General features: G+C 33.8%; 18 protein-coding genes. 4 read left to right on the top strand and 14 right to left on the bottom strand.

What is annotated here, in order from left to right:
* Window positions 1-55 precede the first annotated feature (55 nt).
* Together F5ESL0228_RS04040 and F5ESL0228_RS04035 are read left to right on the top strand one after the other, a co-directional pair.
* Window positions 56-934 carry a DegV family protein gene (locus tag F5ESL0228_RS04040; RefSeq protein ID WP_122022935.1) on the top strand — a complete coding sequence of 293 codons (879 nt, stop codon included), beginning with the start codon at window positions 56-58 and terminating at the stop codon, window positions 932-934.
* Window positions 935-973: 39 nt separating this feature from the next.
* Window positions 974-1,609, top strand: a complete 636-nt coding sequence (locus F5ESL0228_RS04035) for an NUDIX hydrolase N-terminal domain-containing protein (protein WP_122022934.1) — start codon at window positions 974-976, stop codon at window positions 1,607-1,609.
* A 35-nt stretch (window positions 1,610-1,644) separates the two neighbouring features.
* Here F5ESL0228_RS04035 and xerS read toward each other — a convergent pair whose 3' ends face one another.
* The gene (gene xerS / locus F5ESL0228_RS04030) at window positions 1,645-2,724 is read right to left on the bottom strand and encodes a tyrosine recombinase XerS (RefSeq protein ID WP_122018190.1); all 1,080 of its coding nucleotides are present in this window, start codon (window positions 2,722-2,724) and stop codon (window positions 1,645-1,647) included.
* 1,260 nt (window positions 2,725-3,984) lie between these two features.
* Here xerS and F5ESL0228_RS04025 point away from each other — a divergent pair.
* A complete protein-coding gene (locus tag F5ESL0228_RS04025; RefSeq protein WP_122022933.1) occupies window positions 3,985-4,344 on the top strand; it encodes a helix-turn-helix domain-containing protein in 360 nt (119 codons plus the stop codon).
* A 141-nt stretch (window positions 4,345-4,485) separates the two neighbouring features.
* On the opposite strand, the gene F5ESL0228_RS04020 is transcribed toward F5ESL0228_RS04025, so the two are convergent.
* The 4 genes from F5ESL0228_RS04020 to parE form a co-directional block, all read right to left on the bottom strand.
* Window positions 4,486-5,430: a manganese-dependent inorganic pyrophosphatase gene (locus F5ESL0228_RS04020; protein ID WP_122023199.1), complete on the bottom strand. Its 945-nt coding sequence runs from the start codon at window positions 5,428-5,430 to the stop codon at window positions 4,486-4,488.
* A 28-nt stretch (window positions 5,431-5,458) separates the two neighbouring features.
* Window positions 5,459-6,394 carry a LysR family transcriptional regulator gene (locus F5ESL0228_RS04015; protein ID WP_122022932.1) on the bottom strand — a complete coding sequence of 312 codons (936 nt, stop codon included), beginning with the start codon at window positions 6,392-6,394 and terminating at the stop codon, window positions 5,459-5,461.
* A 173-nt stretch (window positions 6,395-6,567) separates the two neighbouring features.
* Window positions 6,568-9,015, bottom strand: coding sequence for a DNA topoisomerase IV subunit A (parC, locus tag F5ESL0228_RS04010; RefSeq protein WP_122022931.1), 2,448 nt, complete (start codon window positions 9,013-9,015; stop codon window positions 6,568-6,570).
* 15 nt (window positions 9,016-9,030) lie between these two features.
* Window positions 9,031-10,989, bottom strand: a complete 1,959-nt coding sequence (parE, locus tag F5ESL0228_RS04005; RefSeq protein WP_122022930.1) for a DNA topoisomerase IV subunit B — start codon at window positions 10,987-10,989, stop codon at window positions 9,031-9,033.
* A gap of 94 nt (window positions 10,990-11,083) precedes the next feature.
* Between parE and plsY the strand changes: the two genes are divergently transcribed.
* Window positions 11,084-11,719 carry a glycerol-3-phosphate 1-O-acyltransferase PlsY gene (plsY, locus tag F5ESL0228_RS04000; protein WP_122018185.1) on the top strand — a complete coding sequence of 212 codons (636 nt, stop codon included), beginning with the start codon at window positions 11,084-11,086 and terminating at the stop codon, window positions 11,717-11,719.
* 163 nt (window positions 11,720-11,882) lie between these two features.
* Here the strand turns inward: plsY and F5ESL0228_RS03995 are convergent, their stop codons facing one another.
* The 9 genes from F5ESL0228_RS03995 to ylqF form a co-directional block, all read right to left on the bottom strand.
* Complete coding sequence (locus F5ESL0228_RS03995) at window positions 11,883-12,770, bottom strand: aldose 1-epimerase family protein (RefSeq protein ID WP_122022929.1); 888 nt, start codon at window positions 12,768-12,770, stop codon at window positions 11,883-11,885.
* A gap of 18 nt (window positions 12,771-12,788) precedes the next feature.
* A complete protein-coding gene (gene hslU / locus F5ESL0228_RS03990; protein WP_305018003.1) occupies window positions 12,789-14,186 on the bottom strand; it encodes an ATP-dependent protease ATPase subunit HslU in 1,398 nt (465 codons plus the stop codon).
* A 14-nt stretch (window positions 14,187-14,200) separates the two neighbouring features.
* Window positions 14,201-14,725: an ATP-dependent protease subunit HslV gene (hslV, locus tag F5ESL0228_RS03985; RefSeq protein WP_122018182.1), complete on the bottom strand. Its 525-nt coding sequence runs from the start codon at window positions 14,723-14,725 to the stop codon at window positions 14,201-14,203.
* Window positions 14,722-15,651: a site-specific tyrosine recombinase/integron integrase gene (gene xerA / locus F5ESL0228_RS03980; protein ID WP_122022927.1), complete on the bottom strand. Its 930-nt coding sequence runs from the start codon at window positions 15,649-15,651 to the stop codon at window positions 14,722-14,724. The genes hslV and xerA overlap by 4 nt, the downstream gene beginning before the upstream one ends.
* Window position 15,652: 1 nt before the next feature.
* Complete coding sequence (gene trmFO, locus F5ESL0228_RS03975; RefSeq protein WP_122022926.1) at window positions 15,653-16,969, bottom strand: methylenetetrahydrofolate--tRNA-(uracil(54)-C(5))-methyltransferase (FADH(2)-oxidizing) TrmFO; 1,317 nt, start codon at window positions 16,967-16,969, stop codon at window positions 15,653-15,655.
* A gap of 95 nt (window positions 16,970-17,064) precedes the next feature.
* Complete coding sequence (gene topA, locus F5ESL0228_RS03970) at window positions 17,065-19,158, bottom strand: type I DNA topoisomerase (RefSeq protein ID WP_122022925.1); 2,094 nt, start codon at window positions 19,156-19,158, stop codon at window positions 17,065-17,067.
* Between the two features lie 78 nt (window positions 19,159-19,236).
* On the bottom strand, window positions 19,237-20,088 hold the full coding sequence (gene dprA, locus F5ESL0228_RS03965; protein ID WP_122022924.1) for a DNA-processing protein DprA: 852 nt from the start codon (window positions 20,086-20,088) through the stop codon (window positions 19,237-19,239).
* A gap of 53 nt (window positions 20,089-20,141) precedes the next feature.
* Window positions 20,142-20,897 carry a ribonuclease HII gene (locus tag F5ESL0228_RS03960; RefSeq protein ID WP_122018161.1) on the bottom strand — a complete coding sequence of 252 codons (756 nt, stop codon included), beginning with the start codon at window positions 20,895-20,897 and terminating at the stop codon, window positions 20,142-20,144.
* Window positions 20,894-21,733, bottom strand: a complete 840-nt coding sequence (gene ylqF / locus F5ESL0228_RS03955; protein WP_122022923.1) for a ribosome biogenesis GTPase YlqF — start codon at window positions 21,731-21,733, stop codon at window positions 20,894-20,896. Before ylqF ends, F5ESL0228_RS03960 begins: the two co-directional genes overlap by 4 nt.
* Window positions 21,734-21,771: the final 38 nt, after the last annotated feature.

The following is a 21,771-nucleotide window of genomic DNA, read 5'->3' as shown; positions in this document are numbered from 1 at the left end:
TTATGCTATAATTTCCTTTAGTCGTACATATAAAAGCGAAAGGTTAGTTAATTAGATGAAAATTGCATTAGTTACTGATAGTACCAGCGTTATAACTAAACAAGAAGCGGATATAAACAATATTATTGTTCTACCGATTCCAATTATTATTGGAAATAAAGAATATTTAGAAGATGTAGATATTACATCAGAACAACTTTTTGAAATGCAAAGACAGGGAGCTGATTTTCCCAAAACTTCACAACCAAGTATGGGGGATTTAATTCATCTTTTTAACAAATTGCATGGTGAAGGGTATGAAGCAATCATTGCAATTACATTATCAAGTGGAATCTCTGGCTTCTATCAGACCCTATGTAATATTGCAAAAACAAATCCAGAATATAATTTGCATCCAATCGACACAAAAATGACCGTAAGATTGCAAGGCAATCTTGTTTTAGCCGCTGCGCGTCTAATCAAAAATGGCGTAGATTTAGATACAATTTTAGAAAGGCTGGAGCAAATTAGGTCAACAATTGATGAAATTTTTGTTCCAAATGATTTACAAAACCTACGTCGTGGGGGTCGTTTAAGCAATGCAGAAGCATTTATTGGATCAATGCTTAATATCAAACCACTGTTAACTTTTAGAGATGGTAAAATTGTTGCTTTTGACAAAATTAGATCAATGAAACGAGCTTTTGCAAAAATCAAAAAGTTAACAGTTAGTGAGATAGATAAACTTCCCTATAAAGATAAAATAAAATTATTTATTATTGATTCAAATGATAGCAGCCAAGTAGAAGAGGCTAAAGTATTTTTACGTGATACATTTCCTAATCAAAATATATCTGTAACTAAATTTAGTCCTGGAATTGCAACACACTTAGGAGAAAAGTCATTTGCTATTGGTTGGATGATTGATATTGATAAGATTGATCTAACCAAGTAAAATGTTTTTACACTCTGCACCTCAAGGATAGATTTGATTATGGAAAAAAGAGATCAGTTTACAGATTGGGCGATAGAGTTACAAAGTATCGCCCAAAATGGTTTAGAATTTGGACGCGATCGGTTTGATTTAGAGCGTTATACTAGATTGAGAGAAATTGCAACCGAAATGATGACTTCCAAAACGGGACTACCTAAAAAGCAGATTAAATTTATGTTTAGCAGTGAGGATGGCTACCAAACCCCAAAATTAGCTACACGTGCTGCTGTTTTTAAAAACAACCAAATACTTTTAGTCAAGGAAACAACCGACAACCTTTGGTCTATGCCAGGTGGATGGTGTGAACCTAATCTTTCTGTTAGAGATAATTGTATTAAAGAAGTGAAAGAAGAAGCTGGACGAGATATTACGGTTAACAGGGTGATAGCAATTAAGAATAGTCAAACTAATATTCATGGTAAAAATCGTATTGAGCGAGCCATCAATGTATGCAATATTATTTTTTTATGTCACGAAATAGGTGGCCAGTTTATTCCAAATACCGAAACGAGTTCTTGCTCTTACTTTTCTCTTGATAAATTGCCACCACTATCGTTTAAACACAATAACCAAGAGGAGATAGCAATGTGTTTTGCCGCTTTAAATGAAGCTGATTGGCAAACATGGTTCAATTAAAAAATCTAGTAGGTGATTTTTACCTACTAGATTTTTTAATTCCCTTGTTTTGGATCATCATTTGCTGAAATATCATTTAATGCTTGTCGTTGCTTTGTTTGATCAACATGAGTATATAAATCCGTTGCTGTCGTTCCTTTTTGACCAAGTTGTTGTGCAACTAAAACTTGATCTTTGGTAACACCATATAATTCAGAAGCAAGAGTATGCCTTAATTTATGTGGTGTTAAAGGATGACCAAATGCCGCCGAATATTTGTTAACCATCTTCTCAATTGCATTTGAAGTAATTCTCTTTGTTTGTTGATGCCAATTAGTTAAGAATAGGGCGGATTCTCTTTTGGTAACATTATACCGTTGCTTGCGAACTTTTTTATAATCTATCAGATAATCAAGCGTCCATTCAGCAATAGGAACACTATCTCGTTGACCACCTTTTCTCGTTACATCTAAAGTTGCTTTACGTAAATTTAAATCAGCAACATTAATTCCAGCACATTCAGAAACACGAATACCGGTGCCTAATATTAAAGCAATAATCGCTATATCACGTTGCTTATTAACTTTAAAGGAGGGAAGGGCTTGTTTATTACAACGCTGTTCATACTCGTTTTCAATAAAATCTAAAAACTGGTATTTCAAGTTACCGATATACATATGAGATTCAAGAACATGAGCTCGATAATTAAGAGTTTTTGTATCATTAAGTGAATCAATCTTAAGCATTACATTTCGTTCGAAATACGGTTGACCATCATTGTTATCTGCTGTTATCGTCAAAAACTTAAAAAGAGAGCGCAATGCATTAATTGAACGATTTATTGTAGTCGGTGAATTTAAATGGCCTTGCTGATTCTTTGTATGTCCTAAATAATTAATGTATAGCATAATATCATTTCGATGTAAGTTAGCTAGTGTTTCAACGGTAACTTGCTTATTATTGTTCACTCTTGATATTCCTTCAGTTCGCAACCAGTCAAAAAAACGTCTAATTTCAGTTAAATACTGATATGACGTTGCCAAAGAATGATTGGTTCCAAAGTTATATTCCTTAATATAATCGGGCATATTTTGTAATTCAGTTTGAATTAAATTTAAGTACTTATTTGTCTCCAAAAGTTAGTTCTCCTAGCATAATAATCTTTATTTAATTATAAAACAGGAATATATGTTTGTCTTTAAAAAAGTCAAAGCCCAGATAGCTTTTAAAGAGAAGATTAGTAGAATAGCAAGAAAAATTAATTGAGCAATATTTGTTATGTTTTATAGAGCATAAAATATTTTTTAAAAAATTATATTATTATAAATACCTGTTAATCAAAGCTTTTACCTATCATTAAAACTATAATTTTAATGATAGGTAAACCGATTTAATAAGCTAAATTACGGCATTATTAATCATACTTTCTTCACTAAAAACCAATTCATTTATTAGAGCAATTTTACATTGGTTTTATATATCACCGTTTAATAAATATAATTGACTAAATTTTTGATCTCAACAAAAAGGAGATTGATTATTTATCGATAAATATTATCAAATTTACATATGCTCATTTTAAACTCCAGGTTTAATTTACAGTGGTTTTAAATTATTCAAAAGGTTATTCTATCTAACCAATTTTTGACTTAATTATAAATAAAGCGATAACGTTCCTCGATTTATAATAAAGTCTCATTTTAACTTTACATAATATATATTATACGAAGTTAATTATTGCTTGCCTGTTCTCCATTAATTTAAACTTTTTAAGCGGTATCAATAATTGTATTTAAATCTCAATGAACAACATCTATTTAAATTTAGAGTTTAAATAAGATTTTTTATAATGTTTATTTAAGCAAGCAGTTTATAATTAAAGCGGTATCAAATTTGCTTGGTAATTTTGATATTTCTATCATGGATTTTAACAAGTATTTTTTCTAAATTTTGTTATTTCATATCAAAATTTAACCATCTTTCGATCATAAAACAATTTTATTTTTGCTTATTAGAGCAAAAATTGTAATAAAGCGCTTTTTATTTTAGAATTTATATATTATAAATAAATAATCTGTTAAGAAAGCCAGGTTATTTATTTTAGCTTAGATTATCAAGCAATTGGTAATTATACAAAAATATTTTTGATTTTAAGTTTTTTGATTTTAAGTTTATTTTTTTAGTGCAATTTTATTTAAATTTTTACTAATTTGTCTTATAATACTTTTTAGAGTATAAATTAAAACTTTTTACTTCGATAAATTTGCTGTTATGTTTTAAGATTTTATTGAATTTGAATGTTTTAGTTATTATTTTTTGTTTTTTTGTTTATTTCTATAATTAATCTGTTATTATGGAATATGGAATTATATTTTTGAAAGGGTTGAATTTATTCCATGAGTATAAATTTAGGAAAAGAAATATGCCGTCGACGACGTGAACAGAAGTTGACACAAGAGGACCTTGCAGAGTTGAGTGATTTGTCCGTAAACTTTATTTCTCGTCTTGAAAGAACTAAGAATCAAAATATTAGTATTCAGAAGCTCGATTCTATTGCCCGAGCTTTAAATACTACAACACCTGATATTATTATGAATGCTTACCGTTTTAAAGAAGTTAAGGCAGAAAATCATCAAGATAATACTCCAGTGTTCATTAAAAAAGTTCTTAATGAATTAAGAAAAATGGCTCCTGAAAAAGCTGAAAGAGTTTGCAAGTCTTTCATTATCTTAGTAAAAGAAATCAATAAAGATTAGTTTTATTTAGAAAAAAAGAAATAGGAAAATTTCCTATTTCTTTTTTTATTTTTATATATAATACTTTAAATAAGCAAAATGTTTATAAGCTACTACCTATTTACCTTATCTACATAAATCTACATAATGCAAACACCATAATTATAAATTAACTTCTAAATTAAAGGCTTCTGTAAGCTGTGGTACTACTTGTTTTTTCCGCGAAACAATCCCTGGAAGACTAATTTGTGAATCATGAACTTCACCAAAAGCATGTTCAAAAACATTTTTGGCCTCATTTGATCCACAAATCAAAACAACTGAGTCAGAATCAAGAACATTTGTTATCAAAAGCATAAATAAATCATAATGATCAGTTGATGATGTTGTTTCCATTGTTTTCAATAAGGCTGATTTACGAGTTAATGCTTCTGACAAATCAACTACATTAATCTGGGCTACTCGAATAGCTTTACCATTTAAATCAAAACTCTTAGCATCAAGATTAATAAGATCTTCTTCTGACTTGCTTTTAATATTAGTACCCGCTTTTAATTCTTCTAAACCGTATTCAGCATAATCAACCCCTGCAATGCTTGCTAAAGCTTCTACTGCTTGTCTATCATCAGAAGTAGTTGTCGGAGACTTTAACAACAAGGTATCAGAAATTATTGCTGAAAGCATAATACCAGCAATATTCTGTGGAATTTGAACATTAAAATGTTTATATAATTTCCACAAAATTGTACTAGTGCATCCAACAGGCTCAGCTATATAAAACAAAGGTGAACTAGTATCAAAATTCATGATTCGATGATGATCAATAACATGTGTTACAGAGACCTTTTCAATATCAGAAACACTTTGCTGTGGCTCATTATGATCAACTAGCATTACTTTATTTACTTCATTTGCTGCAGTCTTAATTACTCTAGGTGCTTTAAATCCAAATTTTTTTAAAGCAAATGCAGTTTCATCATTAGGATTTCCAAGAGCTACAGCCTCGGTGTTGTAGCCCAATTTGTTTTGTAAATATGAATATGCAATTGCCGTACCAATTGCATCAGTGTCAGGATTCTGGTGTCCAAAAATTAATTCTTTTTCCATTTCATTTATACCTATTGCCTTTCCGTGTTTAATCATCTATCGATTTTTTTAATTCAGTTAAAATATTTTTAATTCGCGGTATATCCTTTTTACCTTTACGATAAACAATTGAAACCAAGAATTTTTGATCATCTAATAAATGTACTGGCGTCAATCTAATTTCATTACGATGAGTTTGATAATATGTGTAACTGATGAATGTATCATAATTAGTTGCCTCAGCAATTTTTATCAACTGTCCAGTCGAAGAAAAACTCATTGGAACTTTCATCTGATTCTTCGTACTTATTGTACTATTAAATTTTTCTCTCATCAATTGCCTTAAATAGAAACTATCTGGATAAGCAACCCAATTTGTTTTAACAAATTCAGAAATTGGATATGATTTCCCCGCTTTCATTCCATCATTATGCGTTAAAATTGTTATGCTATCTTGGCTAATAGTCATACTTTCATATTGATTATGCAAATTTGCCTGACTCTTCTTAAGCTCACACGGAATATATATAATTGCCAAGTCAATCAAATTATTATCGAGATTGTACCACAAGTCTTTTCTGTTAAAGCTAACAAAAGTAGTTATAATTTGGGGATTTTTTTTATTAAAATCAATCCAAAAACGCTGTAGTATATCCTGATCAATGCCTTCTAATATACCAACTGTTATTGTCCCTTTATCTGCCTGGTTAAATTCCTGAATATCTCTAACAACTGAATTAACCGTTCCAAGTAATTTGATTGCACCAACTTGCAACTGTTTACCTGCTTCAGTTAAATAGAGCTTTTTCCCATTTTGACCAAAAAGCGGAGTTCCGATTGCATGTTCTATCTTTTTAATCTGTTGCGATAAAGCTGGCTGAGTGATTCCTAAAATCTGTGCTGCTTGAGTATAATTCATTGTATCAATCAGTTGTAAGAAATAGTGTAAAGACTTTGGTGATAGTATTATATCTGTTTTAGGCATATAAATTATTCCTTCTAATTTTAACAATCCATTTTCAATAATAATATGATTTTATTTATATAATATTATCAATCAAAAGCGGTTATATGTCAAAATATAATTTGATTATTATTTAATGATTTTTGAATAATTTTAATTATATATGAATAGTTATATTAGCTACAAGTAATAGTTCAGCTTCTAGGGCTATCAAGTTGAATACTTACAGGTATACCATCGCTTGTTGTATCAACAACAAATGAACCATTGGAATAACGGTCACTTAAAGGAAAGTCATTCGAACTCAACTTAATTATTCTCTTACTGCTTGTTGTGATTTTTAAGTTATGGTTTTGACCATAAGCAACTATAGCAGCAATTCTATGTGAATTCTTCTTAAGCTCACGCAAAGTTAAAACTCCTCTTTTAGCACGTGATACTTTGCCAATTAAGTTAACTTTAAGCTGTTTAAAAGCTCCACGTTGAGTAATGATTCCAACACACAGTAAATCAATATATTTTAGATTAAACAAAAAATACGAAACAACGTAATCTTCATCTTTAAGATTGACTGATTTGACACCACTGGCCTTTGCACCCAGTTCAGGAATTTCACTAATATCATATCTGACTGCATAAGCTCTCTGCGTGAATAAAACTATCTCATCTTTAGTGTTCGGCTTAATAAGGTCAACCCTAACAACAAAACTGCTAGCTTTTTTCATCTTCATTGCTGTCATTGCACGTGAACGATATGTCCTCGTTGGCTTTAAGTTTGAAAGTTTTACTTGCTTTATATACCCATCATTACTTGCTAAAAGGAAATTAACGTTTTCATCAAGATGATTTAGTGTAAAAACGCGAATAATTCTCTCTTTACTATTTAATCCGATTTCTTGAGATAAATGTTGCCCTGTTTCCTTCCATTTTACTTCAACTAATTCATTTACAGGCCGAAAAATGACGTTCCCACGATTAGTAAAAAGATATAAATTATCAAGTGTTGATACTGTCTTTTCGTAAACTACCTGATCACCATCTGGTAATCCATTGTCCGTATCATCACTTGATTGCCATGAGCGTAATGAAGACCTCTTCAAGTAGCCATCCCTACTAATTAAGATCCTAACCTGTTCATCGGCTACTAATGCTTTCTCATCAATTTTAATTTGTGCAGTTTCTGTAGAAATTTCTGTTCGTCGCGGATTATCAAAATCTTTTTTAACTTTAGTGAGTTCTTTAACGATTTCTTTTTCCAAAATTTTATTATCAGATAATAGATCTCGATATTGCGCTATTTTTGTGCTTAAATCGGTTTTTTCTGCTACCAGAGCATCTACATCAGTATTAGTTAAACGATATAATTGTAATGAAACAATTGCTTCAGCTTGTCTTGGAGTAAAAACAAATTCTCTAGATAAGTTTTTCTTTGCTTCGGACTTATTTCTAGAAGCACGAATGGTTTTAATTACTTGATCTAGAATATCCATAGCATGAATAAGACCCTGAATAATTTCTAATCTAGTTTCAGCTTTATTTAGGTCAAATTTGGTCCTTTTTGTAACAATATCTTTTTCATGCTCTAAGTAAGATGAAAGGATATGCTTCAAACCTACTTGTACTGGCGTCATGTTATCAATTGCAACCATGTTGAAGTTATACGAAACTTGTAATTCCGTATTTTTAAATAAGTAGTTTAGAATGTTTTTCGAATCAGCACCCTTTTTCAATTCGATCACAATTGATAAACCATGACGGTCCGTTTCATCACGAACTTCAGCAATACCATCAATTTCCTTATTTAAGCGGATTTCATCCATCTTTTTGACTAATAGCGCTTTGTTGACAGCAAATGGAATCTCCGTAATTATGATTTCTTCACGATGTCCACGAATTTCTTGAATTACAGACTTGGCACGCACTTGAATACGACCTCGTCCAGTTCTGTAAGCTTCACGAAGACCATTTTGCCCCATAACTATTGCCCCAGTAGGGAAATCAGGACCTTTTACAAACTGCATTAGATCATCTAAGTCGGCATCGGGATGTTTTAGTAAATAAATCGTAGCATCAATGACTTCGCCTAAATTATGTGGCGGAATTTCTGTTGCATAACCAGAAGAAATTCCAGTTGAACCATTAACTAGTAGATTAGGAAATCTGACTGGTAAAACAGTTGGCTCATATTCAGTATCATCGAAATTAAGCACCATATTAACTGTTTCCTTGTCAATATCCTGCAAAAGCATATTAGAAATTTTACTTAACCGCGATTCTGTGTAACGCATGGCAGCCGGTCCATCCCCATCCATTGAACCATTATTACCATGCATTTCTACTAGCGTTTCACGCATTTTCCAATTTTGGGAGAGATGAACAAGAGCACCATATATAGAACTATCACCATGTGGATGGAAATTACCCATGATGTTACCAACAGCCTTTGCTGCCTTTTTAAACGGTTTATCATAGGTATTGTTATCCCGATACATTGCATAAAGAATTCTTCTCTGAACTGGTTTTAAGCCATCACGAATGTCTGGTAAAGCACGTTCTTGAATAATATATTTTGAATATCGTCCAAAACGTTCACCCATGACTTGCTCAAGCGGCATTTCACGAATTCGTTCTTTTGTAGCCATTAATTAAAACCCTCTTTACTCATTTTCTTCTTCTAAAATTGAAGCATTCTCACCCATTCGAAACTTAACGTTTTCTTCAATCCATTTACGTCTAGCATCGACTTTGTCACCCATTAAAGTTGTAACACGATGCTCAGCTAAAGCAGCATCATCAATTTTAACGCGAATTAGCATTCTGGATTCTGGATTCATTGTGGTCTGCCATAACTGTTCAGCATTCATTTCTCCTAAACCTTTAAAACGCTGGAGTGTATAACCTCGCCCCATTTTGTTTTCATCAATAGTTAACTCCTCGTCAGTCCAAGAGTATTTAACCTGAGACTTTTTACCATGTCCTTTTTGTAGACGATATAATGGTGGTAAAGCAATATAAACTTTGCCATGCTCAATCATTGGTCGCATATAACGATAAAAGAAAGTTAATAGCAAAATTTGAATATGCGCACCATCATCATCGGCATCGGTCATAATGATGACTTTATCATAATTAGAATCATCCACTTTAAACTCGGCACCGACACCAGCACCAATAGTATAAATCATAGTATTGATTTCTTCGTTTTTGAAAATATCTTGTAGCTTTGCTTTTTGTGTATTTAATACTTTACCACGCAACGGCAAGATAGCTTGAAAGCGACGATCACGTCCTTGCTTGGCTGATCCACCAGCTGAATCACCTTCTACTAAAAATAATTCGTTTTTCTTGGGATTTCGTGACTGTGCCGGCGTTAATTTTCCAGATAAGACTTCTTTTTTTCGGCGCTTTTTTCCATTGCGGCTCTCATTCCGAGCCTTTTTAGCAGCTTCACGTGCATCCCTTGCGCGTTGAGCTTTCTTAACTAGTTCCTGTGCTAATTCACCATTCTCCAATAAGTAATATGACATTTTTTCATAAACGATTGCATCTACTACTGATCTTGCTTGAGGTGTTCCTAATTTTCCTTTAGTTTGACCTTCAAATTCTAACAGTTCCTCTGGAATTTTAACTGAAAGCACTGCGCTTAAACCTTCACGATAATCAGAACCATCAATATTTTTATCCTTTTTACCTAAAATTCCTTGTTTCTTAGCATAATCATTGAAAGCACGAGTAAACCCACTTCGCGCACCAACTTCGTGTGTTCCTCCGTCTGCTGTACGGACATTATTAACAAAAGAAACAAGACTTTCAGAATAACTATCACTATACTGACCACTAAACTCAACTTCAATTTCATCTTGCTTACCATCAAAATAAAAAACATCACTTAAGGTATCTTTACCTTCGTTGAGATAAGCTACAAAAGATTCAATTCCGTTATCATATTTAAAATCATCATGATGTTCGGGAACACGCTCATCGGTTAAAACAAAACGAACACCTTTTAATAGGAAGGCCGATTCTCTAATTCGCTCCTGAATTGTTTCATATTTATACTTAGTCGTTGAGAAAATCGTTTCATCTGGTTTAAATGTAATAGTTGTTCCTGTTTTTTCTTTAGTCTTACCAATACGTTTTAATGTACCAATCGGATGACCACCATTTTCAAATTCTTCTTCATAGATAACACCATCCCGAACGACTTTCACATCCATATAACTAGATAGGGCATTAACAACCGAAGAACCAACACCATGTAGTCCCCCAGAGGTTTTGTAATTTTGCTCTGTAAACTTACCACCAGCGTGCAAAACCGTTAAAATGACTTCAATCGTCGGTTTACCAGACTTATGCATTCCTGTTGGCATTCCGCGACCAAAATCACGAACTGTTACACTATTATCTTGATGAATTGTAACATCAATTTCTTGGCCAAAACCAGCCATCGCTTCGTCAACTGAATTATCAACGATTTCATAAACTAATTGATTTAAGCCATGTATATCAGTAGACCCAATATACATTCCCGGACGTTTACGCACAGCTTCAAGTCCGTGCAGTATCTGGATAGATGAATCATCGTAAGAATTTGTTTTTTTATTTGTTTCAGCCAAATAAATTCCTCCAGTTTAAAATCATATATTTTAATTCTCACACTAACTAATCTTTGATAAAATAAGTTCTAGTAAGTAAGAGAGTAGGAAATAAATGATAAATTTTAAATTAACACTGGTTTTTATTCTAGCATACTTGATAGGATCCTTCCCCACTGGGATGGTGATTGGTAAAATATTTTTTTCTGAAGATATTCGACAATATGGTTCAGGAAATATTGGAACGACAAACTCTTTTCGCGTTTTTGGGCCGTTTGCAGGTAGCTTTGTTTTAATCGTGGATGTTTTGAAAGGAACATTAGCAACAAGCTTACCACGTATTTTTCAAATATCGGGGCCCAAATACTTGCTCCTAATTTCTGGTGGTTTGGCTATTTTAGGACACACCTTCCCAATTTATCTTAAATTTAAGGGCGGAAAAGCCGTTGCTACCAGTGCAGGTCTTTTTTTGGGATATAATTTGAAGTTTTTTGGCATCTGCGCGTTGATTTTCTTGCCGCTTGTCTTTATTACTTCCTATGTCAGTTTGTCTAGTCTAATTGCCGTAGTATTAATTTTTATTACAACGTTTTTCTTTCATGATATTTTTCTTGAAATAATTGTCGGTTGTATTATGGTTGTCCTATTTGTCAGACACCGTAGTAATATTAGCCGCTTAGTTCATCATCAAGAAAATATCATTCCTTTCGGTTTATGGTATTGGTATAAAAAGGAGCATCATAAACTTTAATTAAGCTAGTGAATAAGTCACTGGCTTTTATATTATAACTTTCAGAACGTTTGTTCGCAAGATGGACCAAAAGCCAACTTTCTTTTATAAATTAAGGGCTTAACATCAAGTGATATTAAGCCCTTAAAATTTAAAATATTAGATGTTTTTACGCTTACTGATCTTAATCTTGATCATGAAAAGCCATACTAAATCCAGCAGTAAACGTTTCTCCATCTTCAAGATGATTCATGCCATATTTTTCTTCAAGTTTACCGTTAAAATCAAGTCGATCGGCAACTCCCCACCATGGCTCAATACATACATAATCACCAAAATTTGGATATTGTGACCAAACTCCTACAAAAGGTGCATCTCTTAGCCAAACATTTATATGATAATCACTAGTTTCGGTTCTAAGAGAAATGCGATTGTCGTGTCCCTTTAATTGAAAAACTAATGCATCGTTTTTAAACAAATGGTCACTAAGAGTTATCAAACTATTAGTCGAAGCAAGTGAACGATTATCCCAGTCAAGTAATCCATCACTTATAGGTATTTGAATTCTTGCAAGTGAAGGTCTAGTGCTAAAATAAAAATCTTCTTTAGAAACCAGATCACTCGTCGGTATATTGAAACCAGGATGACCACCTATACCAAAAATCATCTGTCCATTGGATTTATTGATTACACTAAAATTTTCCTCAAGTAAATTATTAAGCAGATTATAATTTACTCGCAACTCAAAGCTAAAAGGATAAATTTTTCTAGTTTCATTTGTATCTGTTAGTAAAAAAGTAATACTTTCACTAGTTTGATGCTCAACAGTAAATTCCATATCACGGGCAAAACCGTGTTGTCCCATATGATAAGTCTTCCCTTGGTAAGTATATTGATCATTTTTTAATTTACCTACAAATGGAAATAAAATTGGTGCATGCCGACGCCAGACTTTGGGATCGGCTTGCCAAATATATTCGAATCCACTATGTTGACTTTTAATACTCTGAACTTCAGCCCCCATACTAGATATAATAACCTGTAGGATACTGTTTTTAATAGTGTAATCCATGCTTATTCATCGCCTCTATTAAAGAATAAACTTAGTTAAGTCCTTATTAGTTATTATATCACTAAGTTTTTCATTAACGTATGCTTCTGTGATTGTTATTTCACCCATTTCCATATCTGGGCCTTCATATAAAACATCCTCAAGCAATTTTTCAAGGATTGTTGCTAATCTTCTAGCACCAATATTGTCAGTACCTTGATTTACATCGTACGCAATCTTTGCAATTTGCTCCACTGCTTCTTGAGTAAAAACCAACTTTATACCATCAGCCTTCATTAAGGCAACATACTGCTCTAAAAGAGAATCTGCGGGATCTTTCAAAATTTTAACAAAATCTTCCTTAGTCAATGGATTAAGTTCAACTCTAATTGGAAAGCGGCCTTGTAACTCAGGAATCAAATCGCTTGGTTTAGCTTCAGAAAAAGCACCCGCTGCGATAAACAAAATGTGATCTGTTTCAACCGGACCATACTTTGTTTGCACAGTTGAACCTTCAACAATTGGCAAAATATCTCTTTGGACTCCTTCACGCGAAACTTCACCTGACGCTTTCTTATTACCAGCAGCAATTTTATCAATTTCATCTATAAAAATAATGCCATTGTTTGCCGTTCGTTCAATCGCCTTTTGATAAATTGAATCATAATCAACCATTTTGTGTGATTGCTCCTGTATTAGAATTTCGCGTGCATCTCTAACAGGTAACGTTCTTTTAACTTGCTTTTTAGGAGCCAACCCATTTAACATGGAACTAACGTCGAACCCAACTTGTCCCATCATATCGCTCATCGGATTAACTTTAGGAGTTTGTTGCACATTAATTGTAACGTCTCGATCCTCTAACAGCCCTTTACTTAATTGTTCCGAAACAGACAAGCGTTCATTACGAATCTCATCTGTAACTTCTTCTTCAGAACTATTGCTGGGGTAATCGGAGTCAACTGAGGTCATCATATTTTGCCATTGCTGCAATATGTTTTGTTGTTTCTTATGTTTAATACCTGGTACAAGTAATCTTACTAATACCTTGTTAGCTTCTCTAGTTGCCTGGTCCCTAACTCGTTCAAACTGATCTTTTTCCTCCATTCTAACGGCTTCATTTACTAAATCACGAACCATTGATTCAACATCACGACCGACATATCCAACTTCAGTAAATTTAGTAGCTTCAACTTTTATAAATGGTGCTTGAACAATTGCAGCTAACCTTCTTGCAATTTCCGTTTTTCCAACACCAGTGGGACCTGCCATCAATAAATTTTTAGGAGTAATATCTTCTTGCATTTTATGTGAAAGCTGCATTCTTCGATATCGATTATACAGTGCAACAGCCACTGCTTTCTTGGCTTCATCCTGTCCTATAATATATTTATTTAATAAATTCACAATTTGCTTGGGAGTTTTAGGTTCCATCAAAATTCCACCTACTTTTATAATTCATCCGTATTAATTTGATTATCCGTAAAAATATCAATTCCAGAAGCGATTTCAACCGCCTCATGTGCTATTTGGCTAGCAGTCATCCCTGATGAATGTTTAATCATGGCAATTGCTGCTGCTTGAGCAAAATTACCGCCAGAACCAATTGCTACAACGTTCTCATCAGGTTCAAGGACTTCACCATTTCCTGAAATAAGTAGTAAATCTTGATCATTAAATGCAATAATCATTGCTTCTAATTTTTGTAGTGTTGCGTCTTTACGCCAATCTTGGGCCATTTCTACGGCTGCCCGTTTTAGGTCCCCTCCAAAGGCTTCTAGTTTATTTTCTAGCATTTCTTGTAAACTAACTGCATCTGCAACTCCACCAGCAAATCCAATGACTACACGATCATGATAAATGCGTCTAATTTTCTTAGCAGTTGCTTTTGCAATCACTTTTTCTCCTAATGTTACTTGTCCATCACCAGCAATAGCAGTTTTGCCATTATATTTTACAGAACATATTGTTGTCATTTTTTTGCCTCATCTTTCTCATTATTTCGTGGAAAATATTTTTGATAATTATTTTGTAAATGCTTCATCGTAACATGCGTATAAATTTGAGTTGTCGATAAATTTACATGTCCAAGAAGTTCTTGGACGCTACGCAAATCCGCCCCATTATTAAGCATTGCCGTTGCAAAAGAATGTCGCAATTCATGAGGATGAACTTTGCCGCTAATTCCAGCTCCATTAAAAACTCTTTGCATAATGTACTCAATACCGCGTGAAGTCAAGTTCTTTCCTTGTTTATTTAGAAAAACATAATTATGATCATCCTGATTTGCTAGCAACTTTTTTCGGGATTCATTTAAATATCCTGTCAATGCTACTTTGGTTTCATCATCAAAAGCCACATAACGATCGGTATTTCCTTTGCCATGTACTAAAATGATTTTTAAATTTAAATCGATTTGATCAGTTTTTAATCCACTCACTTCACTAACACGCATTCCGGTTGTATAAAACAGTTCAAACATAGCAAGATTACGCCTTGTTAGTGGATCACTACCCTTAAGTGACGCAAATACTTGCTTAATTTCAGGAGCATAAAAGAATTGCGGCAACTTATGATTTTTTGTACGCAAAACTGTTGTTTGAGTTGGATTATAATTAACTAATTTTCTTTTAGTCAAAAAACGATAAAAAGATCTTAAACTAGACATTTTGCGAGCTTGAGTTGTCCGAGCTGATTTTTTTTGCGCAAGATTTTGTAAAAAAATCTCAACGTCTCGTCGATCAACATCTTGCCAACCTTTAAAGCCACCATTATCTTGCCAAAACCGTTTTGCTTCAAGTAAATCAGTTCTATACGACTTTAAGGTCATCTTGCTATAATGGCGTTCATTTCGCAAATATGCCATAAAACTTTGTAAAAGATCATCTTCATTGTTTACCATTTTATTTTAACACTGTCTGTTTAAATTCTGTTAGCGTTGTGAGACTACGTTCGCTTATTTTCTGATGCCGTTCACGCTTATTCCTAATTTTCTTATCCTCAAGTCCAGGAATTAATGCAAAACTAGCATTCATTGGTTGAAAGTGTTTGACACTTGCTGTCGTAACATATCTTGCCATTGACCCTAATGCTGTTAATTTAGGAAAGGTTACGGTTTCTTTACCAATTGCTTTTCTTGCCGCATTAATTCCAGCAACCAAGCCACTTCCAGCACTTTCAACATAACCTTCAACACCTGTCATTTGTCCAGCAAAAAATAAACCTGGCTGTTTTTTTGATTCATAACTAGCAGTCAAAACTTCTGGTGAGACCATGTAAGTGTTGCGATGCATTTTACCATAGCGGACAAAGCGTGAATTCTTCAAACCTGGAATCATTGAAAAAACTCGCTTTTGCTCACCATATTTAAGGTGTGTTTGAAAGCCAACAATGTTATACATTGAAGCAGCGGCATTATCTTGTCTTAATTGAACAACTGCATATGGAAGTTGCCCGGTATGTGGATTTTCAAGACCAACAGGTTTAAGTGGACCAAAGAGCATCGTTTTTTCACCTCGCCCAGCCATTACTTCAATAGGCATACATCCTTCAAAGACATCACTTTTTTCAAAACTATGCATTTCGGCTGTTTCCGCCTTTACTAATTCATGTGCAAAATTTTCATATTCTTCTTGAGTCATCGGACAGTTTAAATAAGCAGCTTCCCCTTTATCATAACGTGACTTTTTATAAACGATATCCAAATCAATTGAATCTGCAGCGATAATTGGTGCTGCAGCATCAAAAAAATGTAGACTTTGCGTACCAGAAAACTTTTGAATTTGCGTTGCAAGAATATCACTAGTAAGTGGGCCTGTTGCAATAATTGTTAAGCCAGTTTTTGGTATCTGTTTTACTTCTTCATCATGAAAAGTTACATTTGGCAAAGCCATCAATTTTTTAGTCACATAAGAACTAAATTCTTTGCGGTCAACTGCTAAGGCACCACCTGCGGGAACATGTGCTGCATCAGCAGCTGTCATAATAAGCGAATCCAATTGACGCATTTCTTCTTTTAACAAGCCAACTGCATTTGTTAACTGATTAGATCGCATTGAATTAGTGCATACTAATTCAGCTAATTGGCCAGTTTTATGAGCTGGCGTCAATTTTTTAGGACGCATCTCATATAAATCTACTTTAATACCACGTTGGGCTAATTGCCATGCAGCTTCGCTACCAGCTAGACCGCCTCCAACAACATTTACACTTTGAAGCATACAAAATATCCTTTACTAAAACAATGTCTTCTATATCGAAGAATATCATCAAATTAATAAAATTTGATGATATTAACATAAAGTTAACTTAAATTTTATTCGGTTATGGTGTCTTCTTTGTAATCACCATTTGGACAAAGAACGACTAGTCCCTTTTTACTACGCTTTTCGACTAAAAAATGGCCGTCATTAGGACAATTGCGATTAAGTGGCTTATCCCATGAAACAAAATCACATTCAGGATATCTTGAACAACCATAAAACTTACGGTTTCGTTTTGATTTCTTTTCCACTACATCCCCTTTGCCACATTTAGGGCAAATCACACCAACTTTCTTAACAATTGGCTTAGTGTTACGGCAATTGGGGAAACGAGAACATGCATTAAATTTACCATATCGTCCCATCTTGATTACCATTGGAGCTCCACAAATGTCACAATTAAAGCCTGCTGGTTCATCTTTAATTTGGATTTTTTCAATCCCAGCATCTGCCTTATCCAATTCCTTTTTAAATGGGTGATAATACTCATCAATTACTCTAACCCAATTCTTCTTTCCTTCTTCAATACTATCAAGATCAGTTTCTAATTGAGCAGTAAAATCAATATTAACAATATCGGGGAAAAACTTTTCAATTAAATCATCAACGATTTCACCTAATTCTGTTGGAACAATTGACTTAGCTTCTAATTTGACATAGTAACGTCTTTGTAAGGTATCAATAGTAGGCGCATAAGTTGAGGGACGACCAACTCCATTTTCTTCAAGAGTATGAACCAGACTAGCTTCGGTATATCTGGCAGGTGGCAAAGTAAAATGCTGCTTATTATCAGATTTCGTCATTTTGACACTATCGCCATTATCTAGTTCAGGAAGCTCAACATTTTTCTCTTGTTGGCTATCATAAACCTTTGTGAAACCAGCAAACTTCATTTTAGAACCAGTAGTCCTAAAAATTATCCCATTTTGTTCAATATCAGCTCGAACAGTGTCATAAACAGCGGGAGTCATTTCACTTGCTAGAAATCGGGACCATATCAATTTATACAAGCGGTATTGTTCCATCGTCAGAACCGATTTAAGTGACTCTGGAGTTCGATAAACACTAGTTGGTCGAATAGCTTCGTGAGCATCTTGCGCATCTTCTTGATTTTTAAAATGTCTGGTTTCTTTAGCAGCAAATTCCTGACCATATTTTTCTGTCAAAAATTTAGAAGCCTCTGCCTGAGCAATCGGTGATGTACGTTTAGAATCAGTTCTCATATATGTAATTAAACCCACTGTACCTTGCTTACCCAGACTGATTCCCTCATATAATTGTTGAGCAATACTCATCGTTCTCCGTGTACGATAATTTAAACGCTTATTCGCTTCCTGTTGCATTGTTGATGTAGTAAATGGTGCAGCAGCTTGCCTTCGACGTTCACGTTTAACCACATTATTAACTTCAAATGACTTCTTCTTATCAATTTGAGCTAAAACTTCCTGTACAGCTTCATTATTATGTAATTCACTTTTCTTACCATTAATTCCCCAAAATTGTGATTTAAACGACGATTTATTTTTTTGAAATTCCGCATCAATTGTCCAATACTCTTTGGGTTTAAAATCATTAATTTCTTTTTCACGATCAATAACAAGCTTAAGTGCAACAGATTGAACTCGACCTGCACTTAGGCCTTTTTTTACCTTACTCCACAAAATTGGAGATAGTGAATAACCAACAATTCGATCTAAAATCCTTCGAGCTTGCTGGGCATTAACAGTATCCATATCTATTGTTCGGGGATGCTTAAAACTATTTTTAACAGCATCTTTAGTTACCTCGTTAAAAGTTACGCGATTTTTAGCTGTATCATCAAGATTTAATACATGGGCCACATGCCAAGCAATAGCTTCACCTTCACGATCGGGGTCAGAGGCCAAATAGACCTCCTTTGCCTTCTTAGCTTCCGATTTCAATTCTTTAATTGTGTCACCCTTACCACGAATTGAAATATATTTAGGTTGATAATTATTATCAAAATTAATTCCCATTTGCGACTTAGGTAAATCTCGAATATGCCCTTTAGAGGCAATTACGCGATAGTTGCGCCCTAAATATTTTTCTATCGTTTTAGCTTTTGCTGGTGACTCAACAATCACCAATGTTTTTTTTCTTTTTTTTGGCTTTGACTTAGTAGGCATCAAAAGCCTCCTCATTAAAATTCTATTTTTAAAATACTAAACTGAGAATAGAATATTTAACGGTCAATTGTCAAATCTTTAATTACTAAAATTGTCAAATTTTATTTGAAAATCAGTAATTGGGGTAGCTCCAGCCGCAATCAACTGGTTTGGTCCTACTGATAATTCACTATTAATTGGTCCTGGGACTGCATAAATGTCCCGATTTTCCTGTAAAGCCAAATTTGCTGTAATTAATGAACCAGATTTTCTCTTGGCTTCAGTAACAATTACACTTTGAGCTAATCCTGCTAAAATCCGATTACGCTCAGGGAAACGAAAAGGTCGTGGTGGTGTATCAGGCAAATACTCACTCAATAATAAACCTTGTTCAATAATTTGATTTTGAACATGACAATTAGATAGTGGATAAAAATGATTGAGGCCATTACCAACAACTGCAATTGTTTTACCCTTATTAGATAAAGTAGCTTTATGTGCCATAACGTCAACTCCCTTAGCTAAACCGCTGGCAATTACCCATCTATTCTTTACTAAATTAGGAACAATATTATCCAGAACAAGTTGACTGTATGAAGTAGCATTGCGTGACCCAACAATAGTTATTATTTTCTGCTTTAATAATTCTAGATCTCCTTGAGCAAATAATATTAGTGGTGGACGATAGATTTGACGAAGATTTTCTGGATATTCCTTGTCAAAAAAGCTAATAATCTGACATTGCTTTTTTATCCGCTCAACAAATTTTCCTTTTTCATGATCATTGAAAGCTTGAAAACAGGCATGCATTAATTCATCAGATAAATTCATTCTTTTAAAAGAATTAATACTTACTTCAGAATCATCTAATTGTTCTGCAATTTGTAATAGCTTTACATAGCCAATACCTTTTTGCAATTTCAGGCGTAATAGAAAATCTTTTATTTCCATAAAAAAATCCTCCTAATTATAAATACTCAAAAAAGAAGGAATTTTTTATCTTATTATTTAAAAAAGTTATTCACAGGGGCGAAAGTTTTACGATGGATTGGTGTCGGTCCATATTTTTTTAGAGCAGCTATATGTTCCTTAGTACCATACCCCACGTTAAGTTCAAAATGATATTCGGGATAAATTAAGGCATAATCAGCCATTATCCTATCCCGAAAAACCTTAGCAATGATTGAAGCTGCAGCAATGGAATTAGACTTTGCATCTCCTTTTATTAATCGCTTTTGTGGTATATCAATTGGTACCGTCATTGCATCAACAAGAAGAGCATCTGGTTTACAATTAAGACCAGCCACTGCATCAGCCATTGCTAATCGATCTGCCTCATAAATATTGATTTGATCAATTACTTGAGAATCTCTAATCCCAATTGCTACACTAATCGCCTTTTGTAAAATTTTAGGGTAAAGCAGTTCACGTTTTTGTACACTCAATTTTTTAGAGTCGTTAACATCAATTATATCAAAATTGGCATCAATTACTACTGCTGCAGTTACAACAGGACCAGCAAGTGGACCGCGACCAACTTCATCAACCCCTGCAACAGTTCGGCCTTTAGCCCAAAATTCTCGTTCATACATAAATCGATTGGCGAAAGCTGCTCGCTTTTCTGCTAATCGTCTTTGACGATTTTGGTAACTTACAACAAGTTTTTGGACGCCAACTCTAGGATCAGATGCTAATTTTGCTAAAGTAGCATCACTAACTTTTTTAGAGGCTAGCAATTGTTTGATTTCATTAATGGTCATATTCGATCCAATGTTATCCTTCCTACTTTACCTTTTCGCAATCTTTGAAGAAGATAAAGAGAAAAGCGATCATAATCATCACGCATCCCATATTGGTTTGTAAGCGCTAACAGCAAATCGGTATCATTAATCTTTTCTACTTCTTCTTTAGATGATCGAGCAAACTTAACTAAGCAATTAAAATAATAATCACGTAAAGATCCTAGTAAAAAGAGGGCAACATCATCAGCATTAAAAATACTATCTTTAATTGCACCAAAAGCTGCTAGTTTGTAACCAACCTCTTGATCTTCAAATTTGGGCCACAAAATGCCTGGGGTATCTAAAATTTGAATATTTGCTTGCGCTTTAAGCCATGTCTGTCCCTTAGTTACTCCAGGCTTATCGCCAACAACAGCAACATTATGACCAACCAAGCGATTAATAATCGTAGATTTACCGCAATTAGGAATCCCCGCTAATGCAATTCTAATTACAGGATTATACGCACCTTTTGCCTCAAGCTTAGTGATTTTTGATTGTGCTGTCTTTTTGATCATTCGAATTAATGCCTGCATATTATTGCTATGAAGTGCATCCATTGCCATAACAACTTTGCCTTTACCAGAAAGCTTTTTCTGCCATAATTTAGTCATTACTGGATCAGCCAAATCTGCTTTATTTAGAATAATTAGATGTGGTTTATTACCCACTAATTCCTCAATCATCGGATTTCTAGAAGACTGAGGAATCCTTGAATCCAAAACTTCTACTATGACATCAATCAAGTCCATCTTGTCTTCAAGCTGATTGCGCGCTTTATTCATATGACCCGGATACCATTGGATTTTAGTCATTTTTCCTCTTCTTTATACTATAAAAAAGCTCCAAAGAG

The organism is Lactobacillus sp. ESL0228, assembly GCF_003692825.1.
GTDB lineage: Bacteria > Bacillota > Bacilli > Lactobacillales > Lactobacillaceae > Lactobacillus.
This window is presented reverse-complemented; position numbering and strand designations above follow the sequence as displayed.